We start from the raw sequence: 16,993 nt of genomic DNA on the forward strand, positions 1-16,993 counted from the left end.
ATGAAAAAAGAATTTATTGGTTTTTATAATCCAACTCAAGAAGAGACTGACTCCTCATGGAATGAAGGAGTTTTTTGTTTTGATGCAAATTCAATTTTAAACTTATATCGTTATTCTGAAAGTACTAGAAATGATTTTGTTAATGCTTTAAGATCTATCAAGAATAGATTATTTATACCTTATCAAGCAGCCTTTGAATTTCATAGAAATAGATTGGGTGTTATTAATGGTACAAAATCAGCTTACAAAGAATTAGAAGAATCATATAAAAAATGCTTTCAAGAAAACATAGAAAAGCAATTAGATAGATTCAAAAAACATCCCGCATTAAAATTAAATTCACTAGAAAAATTAAATAATGAATTCTTATCTAAAATATCCAAAGAATTAGAAAAACAACAGAAAACACATCCAGACTTTGAATCCGATGATTCATTATTATATGCGATTACTGACTTATTTCAAAACTGTATTGGAAAAGATTTTCAAAAACCAGAATTAAAGAAAATCTATGACGAGGGTAAGGAAAGATATGCTGAAAAAATTCCGCCGGGTTATATGGATATGGAAGATAAGAAAAGTAAGGGTGAAAGAAATATTTATGGCGACTTAATAATTTGGAAAGAGTTAATAGAATATACAAAAAGAGAAAAAAAACCAATCATTTTTGTTACTGATGATAGAAAAGAAGATTGGTGGACAATAGAAAAAGGTAAAACCATAAGGCCTAGAGAAGAATTAATCAAGGAATTTTATAATTCTACAGGTATTAGAATTTTAATTTATAATGCAGATAGTTTTTTGCATTTTGCTAAAGAAAAAAATCTACTTCCTGAAATAACCGATAAAACATTAGAAGAAATAAAAGAAATTAGAGTTTCTGATGAAAAAACAAATTCAAAATTAGAATTTGATTTTCCTCAAAGATATACTAAATCGAAGATTTTTCGAATTTCACCCAATAAAAATAGTCTCGAACGATTATTAAATGAAGACGACAGAAAAAGACTTCATGATTTAGTCGCTACCGATGTATATAAAATAATTAATGAAAATTTGAAAAGCAGTTCTAATAAACCTACAATTGAATGAGCATTTATAGGATTACTTAATTTTCTTAAACTTTTCCTAATTCATAAGAAATCAATCTCAAATTGCGTTTCATTGTTTAGATTTGTATAAATGAAATTGAGAGAATGAAAAAGTTCGCATTAATTATTATGATCAGTGTTTTCGGACTGAGTTATGCACAGCAGCAGCCGAAAGTACTCAAAACCAGTTTCTCCAAAGAAGCTCTGGTACAGAAGCTGGAAGATGAAGAAGGAAAAAGCATGACCATTCAGCAGATTCTTGATCAGCATAAAGGAAAAGTTTTAGTCATTGATTTCTGGGCCGGATGGTGCAGAGACTGCTTAAAGGCACTTTCAAAAGCTGAAGAACTTGAAAAAAATAATCCGAACGTAGATTTTGTATTCCTTTCACTGGAAAGATCAAAAGAGGGCTTTGATAAAAGCCTGGACAGATTCCACATGAAGGACAAGGATAATTATTGGTTTTCTTCAGGATGGAAAAATGATTTTAACAATTACATTGATCTGAACTGGATTCCAAGATATATGATCGTAGACCAGAAGTCTTCCATCGCGAAATATTATGCAATTTCCCCTGAAGATCCGGAAATACAGGAAACCATCAACCGTCTTTTAAAATAATGATCACAAGAGAAGCTACAGAACAGGATCTGCCGGTCCTTTTAGAATTTGAACAGGGAATTGTTTCCGCGGAAAGACCATTTAACAGTACTCTTATTGATGGAGAAATTCATTATTATGATCTGCTCCACCTGATAAGATCTGAAGAAGCTTTGGTACTTGTTACTGAAGAGGAAAACGAAATCATAGCTTCCGGTTATGCGCTGGTCAAAAAACCTGGGAATAATTATTCCAATTTCGATCGATATGCTTACCTGGGATTTATGTATGTAAAGCCCGAACACAGAGGAAAAGGAGTGAATAAGCTGATTCTTAACGAACTGATCAGCTGGGCAAAATCCAAAGGAATGTCCGAAATCAGACTGGATGTCTATTCTCAAAACGAGTCCGCTGTAAAAGCTTATGAAAAAGGAGGTTTTGAACCATTACTCGTCACGATGAGAATGAAAACGTAATAACAATTTAATTCAAAATAAAGGAATCCATATCTTTGCGGTATGGATTCTTCTTTTTCCACCCGCAAGATTATTCATGTTGATATGGATGCATTTTATGCTTCTGTGGAACAGCATGACAACCCTTCGCTTAAGGGGAAACCTATTGCTGTAGGAGGAGAACACCGCGGAGTCGTTGCAGCAGCGAGCTATGAAGCCAGAAAATATGGTGTACGCTCTGCAATGCCCAGCAAAACAGCCAAAGAAAAGTGCCCTCATATTATTTTTGTGACGCCCCGCTTTACCCGGTACAAAGAAATATCAAAACAGATCCGCGAAATTTTCCATGAATATACTGATCTTGTAGAACCTCTGTCGCTGGACGAAGCCTACCTCGATGTCACTGAAAATAAAAAAGAAATAGAATCTGCCAATCAGATTGCCAGAGAGATCCGTCAGAAAATATTTGAACAGACAGGACTTACCGCTTCTGCAGGCATTTCCGTTAACAAATTTCTCGCAAAAGTAGCATCCGACATCAATAAACCGAACGGACAGAAGACCATTCATCCGGATAGAATTGAAGGTTTTCTTGAAGAGCTTCCGGTCGAAAAATTTTACGGTGTTGGAAAGGTTACGGCTAACAAAATGTTTAGTTTAGGGATTTATAAAGGAAAAGACTTAAAGAAAAAAACGCTTGAAGAGCTGGTCAGACTTTTTGGAAAATCCGGCGGTTACTATTATAATGTAGTCCGCGGTATTCATAATTCTGAGGTAAAGCCACACAGAATCCAGAAAAGTGTTGCTGTGGAGAGAACTTTTTTTGAAGATCTTTTTGACGACCAGGCGATTAATGAAAAGCTGGAACATCTGAGCCAGGAACTTCACCAGAGGCTGCAAAAGAATAATATCCTGGGAAGAGCTTTAACTTTAAAAATCAAGTATAAAGATTTCTCACTTTTTACAAGAAGCTTTACAAAAGAAGAATATTTCACGTCGCCTGAACAGTATTTCACCACTGGGAAAAAGCTTTGGGAATTAAGGCCTTTTGATAAGCCTGTAAGATTGTTGGGGCTATCCCTCTCCCACCTCAACACCGAAGAAAAAAAGCAGGTTTCTATTCAACTAAAAATTCCGTTTGAAGAATTTGAGAATTAACGGGTAAAAAATTTTCACTATCTTGTAGTGACCAAATTACAGCCTATGAACCCGACAATGATTCAATTTTTCCACTGGTACTCGGAAGGGAACGGAAAATTATGGAAAGAAGCAGAAAAGCAGGCCGCATATCTGGCAAAATTAGGAATTACTTCAGTATGGTTCCCCCCTGCCTATAAAGGAACAAACGGAGGCCACTCTGTAGGATATGATGCTTATGACCTGTATGACCTCGGAGAGTTTGACCAGAAAGGAAGCATTCCCACCAAATATGGCACCAGAAATGATTACGTCAAAGCTATTAAAGCCTTAAAAAAGCAAAATATTGAAGTAATCGTAGATATCGTTCTGGGGCATAAAGCCGGTGGAGATGAACTGGAAAAGTTTAAAGCAGTAAAAGTAGACGAAAACAACAGGGAAAAGATTATTTCTGAAGTCATTGAGATAGAATCATATACCAAATTCACGTTTCCCGGAAGAAAGAAAAAGTATTCTGATTTTGAATGGAACTTTACCTGCTTCAGCGGTGTAGATTATGCCGAAGGTATGGACTCGCATATCTTTAAAATACAGTCTGAGTACGGAAACGACTGGGAAGAGATGATTGACGATGAGAAAGGGAATTACGACTACCTGATGTACAACGATATTGAGCACCGGAATCCTTTTGTACGCGAAGAGCTCAACAACTGGGCCGAATGGTATTTCAATATGACCGATTTTGACGGAGTAAGACTGGATGCCTTAAAACATATTTCATTTGATTTTTATAAAGAATGGCTAACCATGCTCCGCTCCAATTCCGGGAAAAATATTTTTGCAGTCGGAGAATACTGGGCCCCGGGACAGCTCAATCTTCTACAGAAATATATTGAGGTCACGGAAGGATGCATGAGCCTTTTTGACAGCTCACTGCAGAATAATTTCCATACGGCATCTAATGAAGGCAGCTCCTATGATCTCCGGAGGATTTTTGACCAAACTCTTACCGAGGCAGATCCTATGCGCTCCGTAAGTCTTGTGGATAATCATGACACGCAGCCCCTTCAGGATCTTGAAGCACCGGTACAATCATGGTTCAAGCCGATAGCTTATGCCTTGATCCTGCTTCGCGAGAATGGATATCCATGCGTTTTTTATCCTGACCTCTATGGTGCCCATTATGTGGACAAAGGCAGAGACGGTAACAGTCATGAGATTTTTCTGCCGAAAGTGGATGGAATAGAAGAGCTTCTCAAGGCAAGAAAGGAACATGCGTACGGAACGCAAAGGGATTATTTTGAAGACATCAACTGTCTGGGCTGGACACGTGAAGGTGATGATGAACATTCGGGATGTGCCGTAGTTCTCAGCAATAAAGATGCCTACAGCAAACCTATGGAAATGGGAAAACAGTATGCAGGGAAAAAGTTTCATGACCTGCTTAAACGGTTTAAGGAGAAAGTAACCATTGATGAAAACGGATGGGGAAACTTTCCGGTCCCTGCAGGAAATGTAAGCGTATGGGTCTCTGAGTAATCCTGAAGATATTATAAAAAGGCACACATCACCAACAGTTATGTATGCCTTAATTTTTTTTTCTGACAGAATAATTAGCAGTGGATGTACCTGCAATTCTGTATATTAATGGCCCATTCACAGCAGTAACCATCCTCGTTGGAGGTACAGCAGACATTGTTCCCGATGATATCTCCTCCTTTTAGATTCTTAAGTTCTTTTCTGTCAAGTTTTCGTACGTTAGTAAAAAGTGTTGTTTTCATAATTAATAGATTTTTTGGTTTGGTTATCCTAATATACGCAAAATATCATTATTATCACTCATATATCACCAAACAGATACTTAAAGCTGTCTATTCCGTAAACTAAATACTTACATTCTGCTTTTTTACAAAAATTTTGTCTGAATTTATTTAAAACTTATTTTTTGAATTTTCAGGATCTCCGGACGTTCAGAATCCTCAGCAATATCCCCGCTTCCTGCAAATTCTGCCCAGAGCGCCCTGAGTTTCCTGCCATCCTCATTAATGTATTTCCACGGAATATTTTTTAACATTTCAGAGGATTTCCAGGCCGCCTCATTTCCAAAAATCAAAGGAAGATCAATACAGTGCGGTGCGCCGATAGGGCTGTCTTCTGATCTGGAATGAATTCTAAACAAGTAAACGTTCCCTCCCGCTTTTGCATAATTTTCAGCAAATATTTTTGCCGGAGTTCCATAAATAAGTTCGGTGGTTTTTTGAACCGTTTTATCCATGATCTTCAACCCCAGCCCTTTCCCTAAATATTTATTCAAAGCATCAGAAGTTTTAAGGTAAAATGCTGTCTCATCGTTATTCAAGCCAATCAGAACATCGTACTTCTGTGCATTTACTTTCCATTTCTCTACAGATTCCTCTTCTTTGCATACAGGTGGAAACCCATACTGAATCCCGAAAGGCATAGCCGCTTTCAAGCCGTATTTAATGACGGACGGTATGTATTTTTTATATTCATCCATCATTTTAAAAACATCCGTTTCGTCTTTCAGCCCTTCAGTTTTTTTGAGAAATTCGGCAGACATTTTCTGTCTTTTGTGACGTAATCCCAACGGGGCACTCTGGATAATCACTCTTTGAAACAGGCCTTCAACCCCTTCGGAAATCATCAGGTGGGCAATAGCATCGCCGCCTGAAGACTGACCTAAAAGGGTAATATTTTCAGAATCACCTCCAAATTCTGCGATATAGGCTTTGATCCATTTTAATGCTTCTATGATATCGAGCAGCCCTAGATTGGGTGGTCTTTCATCACCTCCCAGAAATCCGAAAAGTCCGAGCCTGTAGGAAACGGTAACAACAATAATCTGCTGTTCCCGCACCCATTCACCAGGATCAGATGTAGGAAGGTCTCCGCATCCTATTTCATGGGAACCACCATGAATCCACACTATGACAGGAAGTTTCTCATGGTCAGTGAAAGTGTCAGGACGGAAAACCGAAAGATACTGTGTGGATTCATCAGGATCAAAGCTTTCAAGATGAGTAGGCCCAATCATTTTTTCTACCAGCGGACTAATGGTCTGCGGGCAAACGGGAGTTTTATCCGGAAAAATAATTTCTGAGGGTGAAGGCTGCTCCGCAACAGGTTTTTGAAATCTTTCAGAACGGGCATACCGGATGCTTCTGGCTCTGATGACGCCGTTGTTTTTTAATGCAATAACTTTCCCGAAAGAAGTCTGAAAAATGTGGGTTGTGGTCTGCTCAACTGTCATTTTAAAAACTTTGAAAAATTTTATCCTATTAAAATTAATTCAGTTTTTTGAAATGAGAAAATTTTCACCCGGTTTTAACGCTAAAATGCTAAGGTTTTTATGTTGCTAATCTATAAGTAAGTTTAACACGAATTTCCACAAATAATCCGAAGTGGAAAAATGTGAAGTTTGTGAAGATATGGGTGCTATTTGTGTTTCAAAGCCATCAGTTTAATGTTTTGTACTCGCTCGGGGAAACACCGACTTTAGTCTTGAATAATCTTGTAAAATGCTGTGGATACTTAAACCCAAGATCATAGGAAATCTCACTGATTGATTTTGACGGATTCAGGATCTGTTCTTTGGCAACATCAATCAGCTTATTATGAATAAATTCCTGAGCGGAAACTCCCAATTCTTTTTTGATCAGGTCACCGAAATAATTCGCAGACAGATTCAGCTTTTCTGCAAAATAATTGACCATCGGGAAGCCAATATTTTTTGGATTATCTGATTTAAAATAATCATCCACCAGATTTTCAAACTTTCCGATAACACCCTGGTTAACATGGTCTCTTGTAATGAACTGACGGTCGTAGAACCGCATACAGTAGTTTAGGAACAGTTCGATATTGTTAACTATTAATGATTTGCTGTGCTTGTCGATGGACTGTTCGAGCTCAAGTTTTATATTTTTAAAACATTCCAGAACAATTTCTCTTTCTTTTTCTGAAAGATGTAATGCCTCATGCACGTCATAGGAAAAAAAGCTGTACTCTTTGATATTCTTGCCAAGATTGGTCCCTTTGATAAGGTCCGGATGAAACAGCAGTGCATATCCGCCCGGCTGTATGGATTTTCCATCATTCGTAACCCCGCTTACCTGTCCCGGAGCAATAAAAACCAGAGTGCCTTCCTGATAGTCATAGCTGTGCTTTCCGTAATGCATATCGCCACAGATCACATCTTTCAGAAAAACGGTGTAAAAAGTATAGGTTCTTTTGTACTGGCATATAGGATCAGATTTTGCAAAATCTACCACGCTGACCAGCGGATGCAGTGTTTCATTGTTCACCATTTTATTGTAATCTGAAATACTGTTTACATTTTCAACTTCCTGATCTTCCATTAACTATCTTTTTTAAGCTTATTCAAAATTACCACTTTCCTGCGGACCTTTTTAGGGTGTCTGTAAAATTGGTAAGTATTTCGGTAATCTGTATAAGTTATGTTTACTTAAAAGTATCGACTTTTGTACCGTTATGGAAACATTCAATACCCATATTTTTCCCAAAGGAGAAAAGGCCCCCGAAGCTTATTTTTCGGGAGGAACTGCCTGGGTTCATATTTTAAAGCCTAACGAAGATGATCTGAACTGCCAGATCGGAAATGTTATTTTTGAACCCGGCTGCAGAAATAACTGGCATTCTCACGGTGGAGGCCAGATTTTAATTGTAACTTCAGGAACAGGTTTTTATCAGGAAAAAGGCAAACCCGCACAGGTTTTACATCCCGGAGATGTCGTGAATATCCTTCCCGGTATTATCCACTGGCATGGAGCGTCTGCAGACAGTGAATTCACACATATGGCCATCAATCCCAATACTCAGAACGGTATTGTGGAATGGATGGAACCTGTAAGTGATGAGGAATACAATAATTTATAACTGAACTTAAAATAACTTAAATTAAATAAACCAATGAGCACAATCACAGTAAAAGCCTATGGGGCTGAGTCTACTACGGCAGACCTGATAGAAATGAATATTGAAAGAAGAGAAACGACACCTAAGGATATAGAAATTGAAATTCTATACTGCGGAGTCTGTCACTCTGACCTCCATACGGCGAGAAACGACTGGGGCGGATCTATGTATCCTGTAGTTCCCGGACATGAAATTGTCGGAAGAATAACCAATGTGGGAAGTGAAGTTTCCAAATTTAAAGTGGGAGACCTTGCAGCGGTAGGATGTATGGTAGATTCATGCGGAACCTGCGACAGCTGTAAAAAGGATCTGGAGCAGTACTGCTTAAATGGATTTACAGGAACCTATAACGGAAAAGACAAACATTTGGGAGGACATACTTTCGGAGGATATTCTGAAAAAGTAGTTGTAGATGAAAGTTTTGTTTTAAGGGTGCCTGAAAACTTAGATCTGGCTGCTGTAGCACCGTTGCTGTGTGCAGGTATTACCACATGGTCTCCATTGAGACACTGGAACGTGGGTCCCGGTTCTAAAGTGGCAGTTGTTGGTTTAGGTGGACTAGGTCATATGGCAATTAAACTGGCAAAAGGATTAGGTGCAGAAGTGACTTTATTCTCAAGAACTCCCGGAAAAACAGATGATGCCAAGCAGCTGGGCGCAGATGATGTGGTTATTTCCACAGATGATGATCATATGAATTCTGTAAAAGGAAAATTCGATGTGATTATTGATACTGTTCCTTATGTACATGATGTGAATCCTTATGTTGCTACCCTGAATATAAGCGGAACGCTTGTTTTAGTAGGATACTTAGGTGGTTTGGAACCTATCCTGAATACGGTTCCTATGATCATGGGAAGAAGATCTGTAGCAGCTTCTTTAATCGGAGGTATTGCTGAAACTCAGGAAATGCTAGATTTCTGCGGTGAGCACAATATTGTTTCTGAAATTGAGATCATCAAGATGCAGGAGATCAATGAAGCCTATGAAAGGATGCTGAAAAGTGATGTGAGATACCGTTTCGTTATTGATATGAAATCTTTATCATAATTTCCGGCTATTAAAATAAAAAGACTCTTCGCGTTGAAGAGTCTTTTTTATTGACATTTAGTAAGTCTTTTTCATATCCTGAAAGGCCCAGTCTGCCATTGCATCAATGACAGGAGCCAGTTTGAGGCCTGCTTTGCTGAGCTCGTAGGTAACATGCGGAGGAACTACCGGTTTTGCTGTTCTGATAACCAGCCCATCAGCTTCTAGTTGTTTAAGGTGCTGGATCAGCATTTTTTCTGTCACCTCAGGAATGGCTCTTTTTAATTCGCTGTATCTCTTCTCTCCTGTTGAAAGGTTGAACAGAATAATAGGCTTCCAAAAGCCACCTATTTTTTCCATAACATACATTACAGGGCACTGTTCCAAGATATTTTTTCTGTTCTGCTGAATGGTAGAGCTTTCTTTAATTGCTGTCATGATACATACTTTAGGGTAAGTACTTGTATAAAAGTAAGTACAAATATAACTTTGTATAAAGAAATAAACAACATTTAATATGAAAATTATTGTAACAGGTTCTTTAGGGAACACCGCGAAACCGTTAGCGCAGCAATTAATTGCTGAAGGTCATGATATTACTGTAATCAGCAGCAGTGAAACCAAAAAAAATGAGATTGAATCTTTAGGGGCGAAAGCTGCCATCGGTTCTATTACTGATGTGAATTTTTTAATTAAAGCATTTGAAGGTGCTGATGCCGTATTTGCAATGACTCCACCGATCATAGGTGAAACCAATATCGTCGAAAACACAAGAAATGCAGGAAAAAATTATGCTGAAGCCATTGCCAAAACAGGAGTAAAAAGACTGGTCATGCTAAGCAGCGTGGGAGCTGATTCTCCGGTTGAAAACGGCCCGATTAAAGGACTTCACCATATTGAAAAACTGTATAATGAGCTGGAAAGCACTTCTGTTACTTTGTTAAGGGCAGGTTATTTTTACATTAACTTTTTCAATGATATTCCATTGATTAAAAACGCAGGCATTATCGGTGGAAATTATCCTGAAAATATAGATATTCCATTGGTCCATCCCACTGATATTGCTAAAGCGGCAGCTGAAGAACTGGTAAAAAATACAGCGGGCAAAAATATCCGTTATGTTGTAAGCGATTCGCGTCCGCCTGCAGATTTTGCAAAAGTTTTAGGAACTGCTGTTGGGAATCCGGAATTACCATGGGTTGAATTTACAGATGAGCAATCTTTTGAAGGAATGGTTCAGGCCGGTCTACCACATGAAATGGCTGAACTTTATGTTGAAATGGGAAAAGGAATGAGAACCGGTGTTGTTCAGAAGGATTTTATTGAACAGGGATCGCCGGTTAATGGCTCAGTAAGCCTTGAGGACTTTGCCCGTGAATTTGCTCATAAATTTTAAGCTTGATTTTTTTCTGAGACTAAAAAAATATGTAAACAATTTCGGCGCACCTGAGGTGCGCCGAAATTGTTATTTAAATCAAATCTTTCAGACTTGAATCATTATTCAATATTAATTTCAAGTTAAAGCTCAGCTTATTTTTTCTCCTTCAGGATTCGTTTTAAAACCTTAAGTTTTCCATCAACAGGCTGGTCATTTTTTAATCCTAAGATTTCAGTGACCAAAGGATAAACGTTAACATTGGCAAACTCATGGATCACCATATTACTTTTAAATTCAGGACCCCATGCATAGAATGTAGCTTTCATTTCAGGAACCGTCTTTGGATTATAGCCATGCTTACCTACAGATGTTTTCTTTCCCTTTTCTAAGAATATTTTTGGCACATTGGGAATCAGAAGGATCTGTCCGATTCTGTCATATTTATCATCTTTGGTTGAAAAGTGCAGATATTTAGGCAGCTTTTTATCAAGATATACTTCATAATCATCTGTTCTGTTGGCTTTCAGCTCTTTATAAACGACTTTAACCTCAGCAGGATTTTTGACGTATACTCTAAGCAGGGTCTGGGAATTGTAAAAATCGAATCTGTTTTTATCAAGAAGCATAGCCGGAATTTCCAGTGGAGCTCCACCATCCACTTTTATCATCCCATGATCGGAAACAAAAATAAAGTTGACATTTTTCAGCCCAAGGTTATTGACTTTTTGAACAAGCTCTCCAATTGCGTTATCGATCAGATGAACTGCATTTTCTGTTTCCTGTCTGTCCGGTCCGTAATGATGGCCGCTTCCGTCAACTTCCGGAAAATACAGGGATATGAAATGTGGCCTTTTTTCTTCCGGAAGCTTCAGCCAGTTCACGACCTTATCTACTTTTTCGGAAGGCTTAAATTTTTCATGATACGGATAATAATAGGAAGGTCTCATTCCTCCTGCATTGCTTGCAGAGCCTACCCACATGAGAGATGCAGAAACCATTCCCTGTTTTTCAGCCAATGACCACAGCGGAGTTCCTCCATACCAGCTGCCGTCTTCAGCATTCTTCCTATTGTTCATCGCATACGGCTCTTTTCTTTTGTAATCATAGAAGAAATTATCGATCAGCCCGTGATGGGAAGGGTAAAGTCCTGTGATCAGGCTCCAGTGATTGGGAAACGTAATGCTTGGATAGCTTGGGATCATTGCTTCAGACTGAACCCCGTTAGCGGATAGCTTCAGAAGATTTTCAGCATTATATTTTTTAGCGTAGTCATACCGGAAACCATCGGCAGAGATCATGATCACATAAGGTTTTGTCCGGGCTTCAGTACTGTTCGTCCGGTCGGAAACAATTACCTGAGCTGTATCTATATTGGCCTGTTGGGCAGAGATGATCAAAGAAAAAAACAGCAGTAAAATTTGTACTCCTCGCTTCATTATCAAAATTTTCGGCAAAGTTACGGTCTCTACTGCTTCCGGAAAAGTTTATAAGATTAAAAGTATATTAAAACAGATTAAATTTTAAATATTCTTCTTCATTTCAAACTGAGATACCCAATTTGTAAGTCCGGCTGCATTTAGAAAGGCAGAAGTATTTTCCGAAGTATCATCTATATTGTTTACAGAGGCAGCCTGCCCTCCGTTCATTTTCCCGATAGCGTTCAAAAGTTTTGTACCAATGCCCTGCCTTCTGGAATTTTGATCAACAGCAATCTGATAGATTTTTTTAACCGCAGGATTGTAAATGATATATCCTTTAAGCTGCCCATCTTTATACGCTCCCAAAATCGTACAGTTTTGACGAATATTCTCAAGTACTGTTATTGAGCTCTGCCATGAAGGCTCTATATCCCAGAAAGACTGGAACTTTTCCCATTGAAAGCTTTCAATCTCTTTTATTGAAATATTAGTATCCTTTTCTTCAAGATTTATAATTCCGTTAAAACATAACAGCTTCCGCACCGTTCTGAAACCCAAATTTTCATACGCTCTGATGGCGGGATTATTACCTTCGATTACTTCAAGGGTTAACATATCCGTTTTCCTTTCGCTGAATACCGGAAGAATATAATCATACATTTTTCTTACCAGCCCCTGTCCTCTGAATTCCGGGACGACACCAGTGCCTCCATTATATGCTATGCGATTCCCGTCCTCCTCTTTTTCCGCATTAAGGATAAATCCTGTCAGTTTTCCGGATTCAAATGCCCCTACAGACAGGTTCAAATCTATTTTATCTGCTGTAATTTTCATTTCAAGCTGTTCCTGTGACAGGTGAAAGGGAACAATATAATCTGAAAAGGACTTGTTAAAAACAGATAAAAGCTCATCTGTCGTAATAGTATTTAAATTTCTGATCTCCATAGCTTATTTTATCTTCAAACCCATCAAAGGTATAAAAACGTTCAGTACTCTGAAAATATAGCATTCAAATTTTAAGGCTAATAAATAAAAAATGCCTCCGGATATCAGAGGCATTTGGATAAGTTATATTTTAAATGATTATTCTTTAATCAGCTTCTCATAAGACAGGTTTCCATCCTTCAGAGTGATTTCAAGATAATAAATACCGGGCTTCAGATCTCTTACATTTAGAGTTTCTCCGTCAGGCTTTACAGACCTTACTTTTCTTCCTGTAGATTCATAAATATCAACAGACTTTATTTTATCTGCATTTTTAAATGTTACGGTTTCTTTTGCTGGGTTTGGATAAAGACCTGTTTTTTTACTTTCTGCAACAGTTTCACTTGTTCCCAACACTCCTCTTGTTAAAACAGCATACCCTCTGTTGGAAGTTCCTCCACCATGGTAGTTCCCCGCCAGCGTTGTGCTAGACCCTTTGGCAAAGAAAATATTGATCGAGCCTGTGCTATTGGTAAATACGGTATCTCCTGTTCCGCCGGCCAGTGATCTCGTTGCCACAATGGTTCTTGTGCCGCCTGAAGTTGTATTGGAAGTGACTGTCCAGTCCTGTGAAGGATCAGCATTAGGTGTTGCTCCTACTCCTGCAAAGGTATAATCCAGATTGGCACTGGCTGTAGAATTTGAATTATAAATAAATCCGTCTACTCCTGTTCCCATTCCTCCGCTTATTCCGGTGCCGCCAAAACCTACGCCCAAATAGGATGTATCAGGGCCTGTAAGCGTCATTGTAGCTGTGGTAGCATTAGTATCAAGCTTAATGGTCATACCGGTCGATAAACTGACCGTTCCTGTCGAAAACTGTGCCCAAGCCAGATTGGCAAAGGCTAAACTGAATGTTAGTAAAACTTTTTTCATTTTAATTTTTTAAGAGGTTGATGATTTCTTTATTATTGGTCTGCAGAGCATATTCAAAAGGCGTCATTCCCATTGAATCTTTTTTAGATTTATCTGCTTTGTGCTGAAGCAGCATCTCGATCAGTTCTTTATTTCCGAACTTTACCGCCCAAAAGAGAGGAGTAGATCCTGTGGAATCTGCAATATCGGGATTGGCATGCTTACTTAAAAGATAAGCTGCCAAATCTTTATTATATTTTACAGAAAGGCCTGCCAAAGCAGTTCCTTCCTGACTTTTATAATTGATATCTTTTACATTATCGATCAAAAATTTAGCCACTTCGGTATTGCCTCTGTAGCAGGCAAGGATAAGAGGTGAGAAGCCGCTTTCATTGGTTTTGTTGATAATATCCGGATCCTGTTTCATAAGATCTTTCACTTCAGCTACCGTTCCGCTTCTGGCAATATCAAATATTGATTTTACTTTTTCCTGGGCAGACATTGTGGAAAAACTCAGGAAAACACTTATAATGAAGATGATATTTTTCATTGTTTTGTCATTACATAATTGTATTCTACATTGACACTTTCAGCAATCTTTTTGGTTACTACTTTTGGGATAGTCACCTTGTGATCAGCAGGTTTTGCCACAAAGCTTCCCCGCATATAGATCTTCCCGTCTTTGCTGTAAATGGTAGCTGTGGAGGAAACCGCTTTGTCTACTCCATGAAAATTCAGGGTTCCCTGAACGGTATATTTCTGTGGCGAGGCGGTAAGTTTTGTTTTATCAAAATTTATAATCTTTCCTTTGAACGTTGCCTTAGGATATTTTGCTGTTTCTGCATAGCTTTCATTGAAATGTTCTTCCATCAGTTTGGTTTTAAAGTGAAAGTTTTTCACTACCGAAACGGAAGCCATTTCCCCATTGTCCGTATTCAGGATAACCACATTATTATCATCCTTAGCATACACATCTTCGAACAGCGGAACAGATGCTTCAAAGATTACACTGCCTGTTTTCGAACTGTATTTCTGGGCTGAAGCAAAGCCTGCGAAAAACAGTATACTGCTTATTAATGCTACTTTTTTCATATCAAATATTTAATTTTCAGCAAGCCCGTCGGCTTTCCATTTTATAAAGGTGTTAATCTGTGCCTGAGATAAGGATCCGCCTTGTGGCATTTTTCCCGGATCTCCGTTGGGTCTCTGTATCCTGTCGAGAATCCCATCAATATTGTTTTTTACGTCTGTATAGGTTGTAAGAGGTTTAAAACTTCCGGCAGCATGGCATCCGATACAGTTATTGTCAACGATTGATTTTACGTCGGAATTATATTTTACAGTCACTGTAATTGGGGTATTATCCGAAATCTCCTCATAAGTCCTGCTGTCACAGGCAATAAACAGTGCTGCTGATGATAATAGGTATAGTATCTTTTTCATCTTAAAAAACTCTGTAAAGGTTAAACCCAAAGAAAATCTGTCCTTTTCCCCACTTTCCTACCGCGTTGGAAAGATATCCTATATCTGAATTGATCTGGGAATTCGAAAATAAAAGCTGGAAAACATGTCCCCCGGTCTCTATATCCATCCCCAGTGACAGAGGATTTTTATAGAAGCTGTGATCATCGAAATTCACAAAATATTCTGCGTTAATAGAAATTCTTTTGGAAATTTTATAACGGCCTCCTAATCCGGCCAGAAACTGATTTTTATCTTCAATAGCAGGATCATAAAGATTTTTATGAATATATGAGGGCGTCAGCTGTAAAGAAAACTGATCATTGAATCTTCTTGAGATCAAAGCCTGTGTAAGATAGGAAAGCCTGTCACTGAATCTGAGATGAGGATAATTGTCTTTATCCAGATCCGTGTTTAAAGCCATTACATTATAGCCTACTATGTCTGCCGGAAAATTTTCTGACTGCTTTACGAGCTTATACTTTACAGCGCCTTCGAATGTTTTCATGTTGGTCTCCCTTGAAAGGCTGGCTGAAATACCGTCTGTAATACCGTAAATAACTCCTAGTTTAGTAGAAGCATCGTCCAGACCGAAAAAGTTTTTAAATCCTGTACTGATGTCTCCGAAACGGTGAGCCACAATAATATACCACTCATTTTTAGCGGAGAGTTTTGTAGATTGTCCTGTGACGATCTGCAGGGCTTTAAAAGCCGGCTGTGAAGTTGATGTAGTTGTTTTGAGAGTGTCGATATCTTTTAGCAGGTCTTCCTGTGCTGAGACAAGACCTGATGCAAAAACCGACAAAAATAAGAGAGTTTTTGTCATATACAATTTGAATTAAATTATGATATGACAAACTTATTGAGTTATCGATTCAAAAGTGTGTGATAAAAGTCACCATAAGAATTGTTTTTATCAATGATAAAAATAAAATAATTAAAACTTCATATATTAGACAGGTCTAACATCTTCATTGACAAGGATTTTAATCCCTTCTTTGGTCTGAATAATCTCGCCTTCGTTTTCAATCTTTTTTAAAACCCTGCTCACAACTTCCCTGGAAGTTCCCAAATTGCTGGCTATTTCACGATGTGTAATCTTTAAAGGACTGTTCCCTGTGGCTGAAATCTGCTGACGGATATAATTCAAAACTCTTTTATCCAGTCTGTGAAATACGGCATCATTCACCATATTCATAACATCTGAAAAACGTCTGTCATATTCATGATAAAACACCCTGTTGAGCTCCGGAAAACGGATCAGCCAACCATGGATAACAGAAACAGGAATCAGGATAACTTCAGATTCTTCTTCTGCAACAGCATATACCCTGCTGGTATAATCTGTAAAAATGGATGAAAAGGTCATCAGACAGCTGTCATTGGGTTTTATGTAGTAATAAATCAGTTCTCTGCCATCATTGAGGGTAAAGACTTTTATAGAACCCTTAATAAGGAATGGAACATATTTATTTTTTTGTCCTTCCCTGATAATTTCTGTTTTTGATTTTATTTCAGTAATAATCGCATTCGCATGCAGCTCATTTAAAAAATCATCGCCCAAAAATCCAAATTTGCTAAGGATAAATTGGTTATTTACCATATCTTTTATATTGTTTTCAAAGCAAA

At 38.1% G+C, this 16,993-nt stretch carries 20 protein-coding genes; 8 read left to right on the forward strand and 12 right to left on the reverse strand.

Annotated elements, in window-relative coordinates; translation table 11 throughout:
- From J4Q03_RS01520 to J4Q03_RS01540, 5 genes are all read left to right on the forward strand, one after another.
- Positions 1-1,092: a PIN domain-containing protein gene (locus J4Q03_RS01520; RefSeq protein WP_426046480.1), complete on the forward strand. Its 1,092-nt coding sequence runs from the start codon at positions 1-3 to the stop codon at positions 1,090-1,092.
- Positions 1,093-1,196: 104 nt separating this feature from the next.
- A complete protein-coding gene (locus tag J4Q03_RS01525; RefSeq protein WP_426046481.1) occupies positions 1,197-1,712 on the forward strand; it encodes a TlpA family protein disulfide reductase in 516 nt (171 codons plus the stop codon).
- Positions 1,712-2,167: a GNAT family N-acetyltransferase gene (locus tag J4Q03_RS01530; protein WP_426046482.1), complete on the forward strand. Its 456-nt coding sequence runs from the start codon at positions 1,712-1,714 to the stop codon at positions 2,165-2,167. The genes J4Q03_RS01525 and J4Q03_RS01530 overlap by 1 nt, the downstream gene beginning before the upstream one ends.
- 42 nt (positions 2,168-2,209) lie before the next feature.
- Positions 2,210-3,304, forward strand: a complete 1,095-nt coding sequence (gene dinB / locus J4Q03_RS01535) for a DNA polymerase IV (protein WP_426046483.1) — start codon at positions 2,210-2,212, stop codon at positions 3,302-3,304.
- A 45-nt stretch (positions 3,305-3,349) separates the two neighbouring features.
- Complete coding sequence (locus J4Q03_RS01540) at positions 3,350-4,822, forward strand: alpha-amylase (protein WP_426046484.1); 1,473 nt, start codon at positions 3,350-3,352, stop codon at positions 4,820-4,822.
- A 74-nt stretch (positions 4,823-4,896) separates the two neighbouring features.
- On the opposite strand, the gene J4Q03_RS01545 is transcribed toward J4Q03_RS01540, so the two are convergent.
- The 3 genes from J4Q03_RS01545 to J4Q03_RS01555 all read right to left on the reverse strand — a co-directional run bounded on the left by J4Q03_RS01545 (position 4,897) and on the right by J4Q03_RS01555 (position 7,662).
- The gene (locus J4Q03_RS01545) at positions 4,897-5,064 is read right to left on the reverse strand and encodes a hypothetical protein (RefSeq protein ID WP_426046485.1); all 168 of its coding nucleotides are present in this window, start codon (positions 5,062-5,064) and stop codon (positions 4,897-4,899) included.
- 146 nt (positions 5,065-5,210) lie between these two features.
- Positions 5,211-6,554, reverse strand: coding sequence for a carboxylesterase family protein (locus J4Q03_RS01550; protein WP_426046486.1), 1,344 nt, complete (start codon positions 6,552-6,554; stop codon positions 5,211-5,213).
- 205 nt (positions 6,555-6,759) lie between these two features.
- Positions 6,760-7,662 (reverse strand): helix-turn-helix domain-containing protein, encoded by a 903-nt coding sequence (locus tag J4Q03_RS01555; protein WP_426046487.1) that lies wholly within the window; start codon positions 7,660-7,662, stop codon positions 6,760-6,762.
- A gap of 133 nt (positions 7,663-7,795) precedes the next feature.
- On the opposite strand from J4Q03_RS01555, the gene J4Q03_RS01560 reads away from it, so the two are divergent.
- On the forward strand, positions 7,796-8,200 hold the full coding sequence (locus J4Q03_RS01560; RefSeq protein WP_426046488.1) for a cupin domain-containing protein: 405 nt from the start codon (positions 7,796-7,798) through the stop codon (positions 8,198-8,200).
- A gap of 33 nt (positions 8,201-8,233) precedes the next feature.
- Complete coding sequence (locus J4Q03_RS01565; RefSeq protein ID WP_426046489.1) at positions 8,234-9,289, forward strand: NAD(P)-dependent alcohol dehydrogenase; 1,056 nt, start codon at positions 8,234-8,236, stop codon at positions 9,287-9,289.
- A gap of 57 nt (positions 9,290-9,346) precedes the next feature.
- Here J4Q03_RS01565 and J4Q03_RS01570 read toward each other — a convergent pair whose 3' ends face one another.
- Positions 9,347-9,706, reverse strand: a complete 360-nt coding sequence (locus J4Q03_RS01570; RefSeq protein WP_426046490.1) for a winged helix-turn-helix transcriptional regulator — start codon at positions 9,704-9,706, stop codon at positions 9,347-9,349.
- A 79-nt stretch (positions 9,707-9,785) separates the two neighbouring features.
- Here J4Q03_RS01570 and J4Q03_RS01575 point away from each other — a divergent pair, with 79 nt between their 5' ends.
- Positions 9,786-10,664, forward strand: a complete 879-nt coding sequence (locus J4Q03_RS01575; RefSeq protein WP_426046491.1) for an NAD(P)H-binding protein — start codon at positions 9,786-9,788, stop codon at positions 10,662-10,664.
- A 134-nt stretch (positions 10,665-10,798) separates the two neighbouring features.
- Here the strand turns inward: J4Q03_RS01575 and J4Q03_RS01580 are convergent, their stop codons facing one another.
- The 8 genes from J4Q03_RS01580 to J4Q03_RS01615 form a co-directional block, all read right to left on the reverse strand.
- On the reverse strand, positions 10,799-12,082 hold the full coding sequence (locus J4Q03_RS01580; RefSeq protein ID WP_426046492.1) for an ectonucleotide pyrophosphatase/phosphodiesterase: 1,284 nt from the start codon (positions 12,080-12,082) through the stop codon (positions 10,799-10,801).
- 84 nt (positions 12,083-12,166) lie between these two features.
- Positions 12,167-13,009 (reverse strand): GNAT family N-acetyltransferase, encoded by an 843-nt coding sequence (locus J4Q03_RS01585; RefSeq protein ID WP_426046493.1) that lies wholly within the window; start codon positions 13,007-13,009, stop codon positions 12,167-12,169.
- A gap of 138 nt (positions 13,010-13,147) precedes the next feature.
- Positions 13,148-13,924: a T9SS type A sorting domain-containing protein gene (locus tag J4Q03_RS01590; RefSeq protein ID WP_426046494.1), complete on the reverse strand. Its 777-nt coding sequence runs from the start codon at positions 13,922-13,924 to the stop codon at positions 13,148-13,150.
- Position 13,925: 1 nt separating this feature from the next.
- Complete coding sequence (locus J4Q03_RS01595) at positions 13,926-14,453, reverse strand: ankyrin repeat domain-containing protein (protein WP_426046495.1); 528 nt, start codon at positions 14,451-14,453, stop codon at positions 13,926-13,928.
- On the reverse strand, positions 14,450-14,995 hold the full coding sequence (locus J4Q03_RS01600; RefSeq protein ID WP_426046496.1) for a YceI family protein: 546 nt from the start codon (positions 14,993-14,995) through the stop codon (positions 14,450-14,452). Before J4Q03_RS01600 ends, J4Q03_RS01595 begins: the two co-directional genes overlap by 4 nt.
- A 9-nt stretch (positions 14,996-15,004) precedes the next feature.
- A complete protein-coding gene (locus tag J4Q03_RS01605) occupies positions 15,005-15,346 on the reverse strand; it encodes a c-type cytochrome (RefSeq protein WP_426046497.1) in 342 nt (113 codons plus the stop codon).
- A gap of 1 nt (position 15,347) precedes the next feature.
- On the reverse strand, positions 15,348-16,190 hold the full coding sequence (locus J4Q03_RS01610; protein ID WP_426046498.1) for a DUF5777 family beta-barrel protein: 843 nt from the start codon (positions 16,188-16,190) through the stop codon (positions 15,348-15,350).
- Between the two features lie 126 nt (positions 16,191-16,316).
- Positions 16,317-16,967: a Crp/Fnr family transcriptional regulator gene (locus J4Q03_RS01615; RefSeq protein ID WP_426046499.1), complete on the reverse strand. Its 651-nt coding sequence runs from the start codon at positions 16,965-16,967 to the stop codon at positions 16,317-16,319.
- Positions 16,968-16,993 lie beyond the last annotated feature (26 nt).

The organism is Chryseobacterium sp. NFX27 (assembly GCF_049887855.1).
Lineage (GTDB): Bacteria > Bacteroidota > Bacteroidia > Flavobacteriales > Weeksellaceae > Chryseobacterium.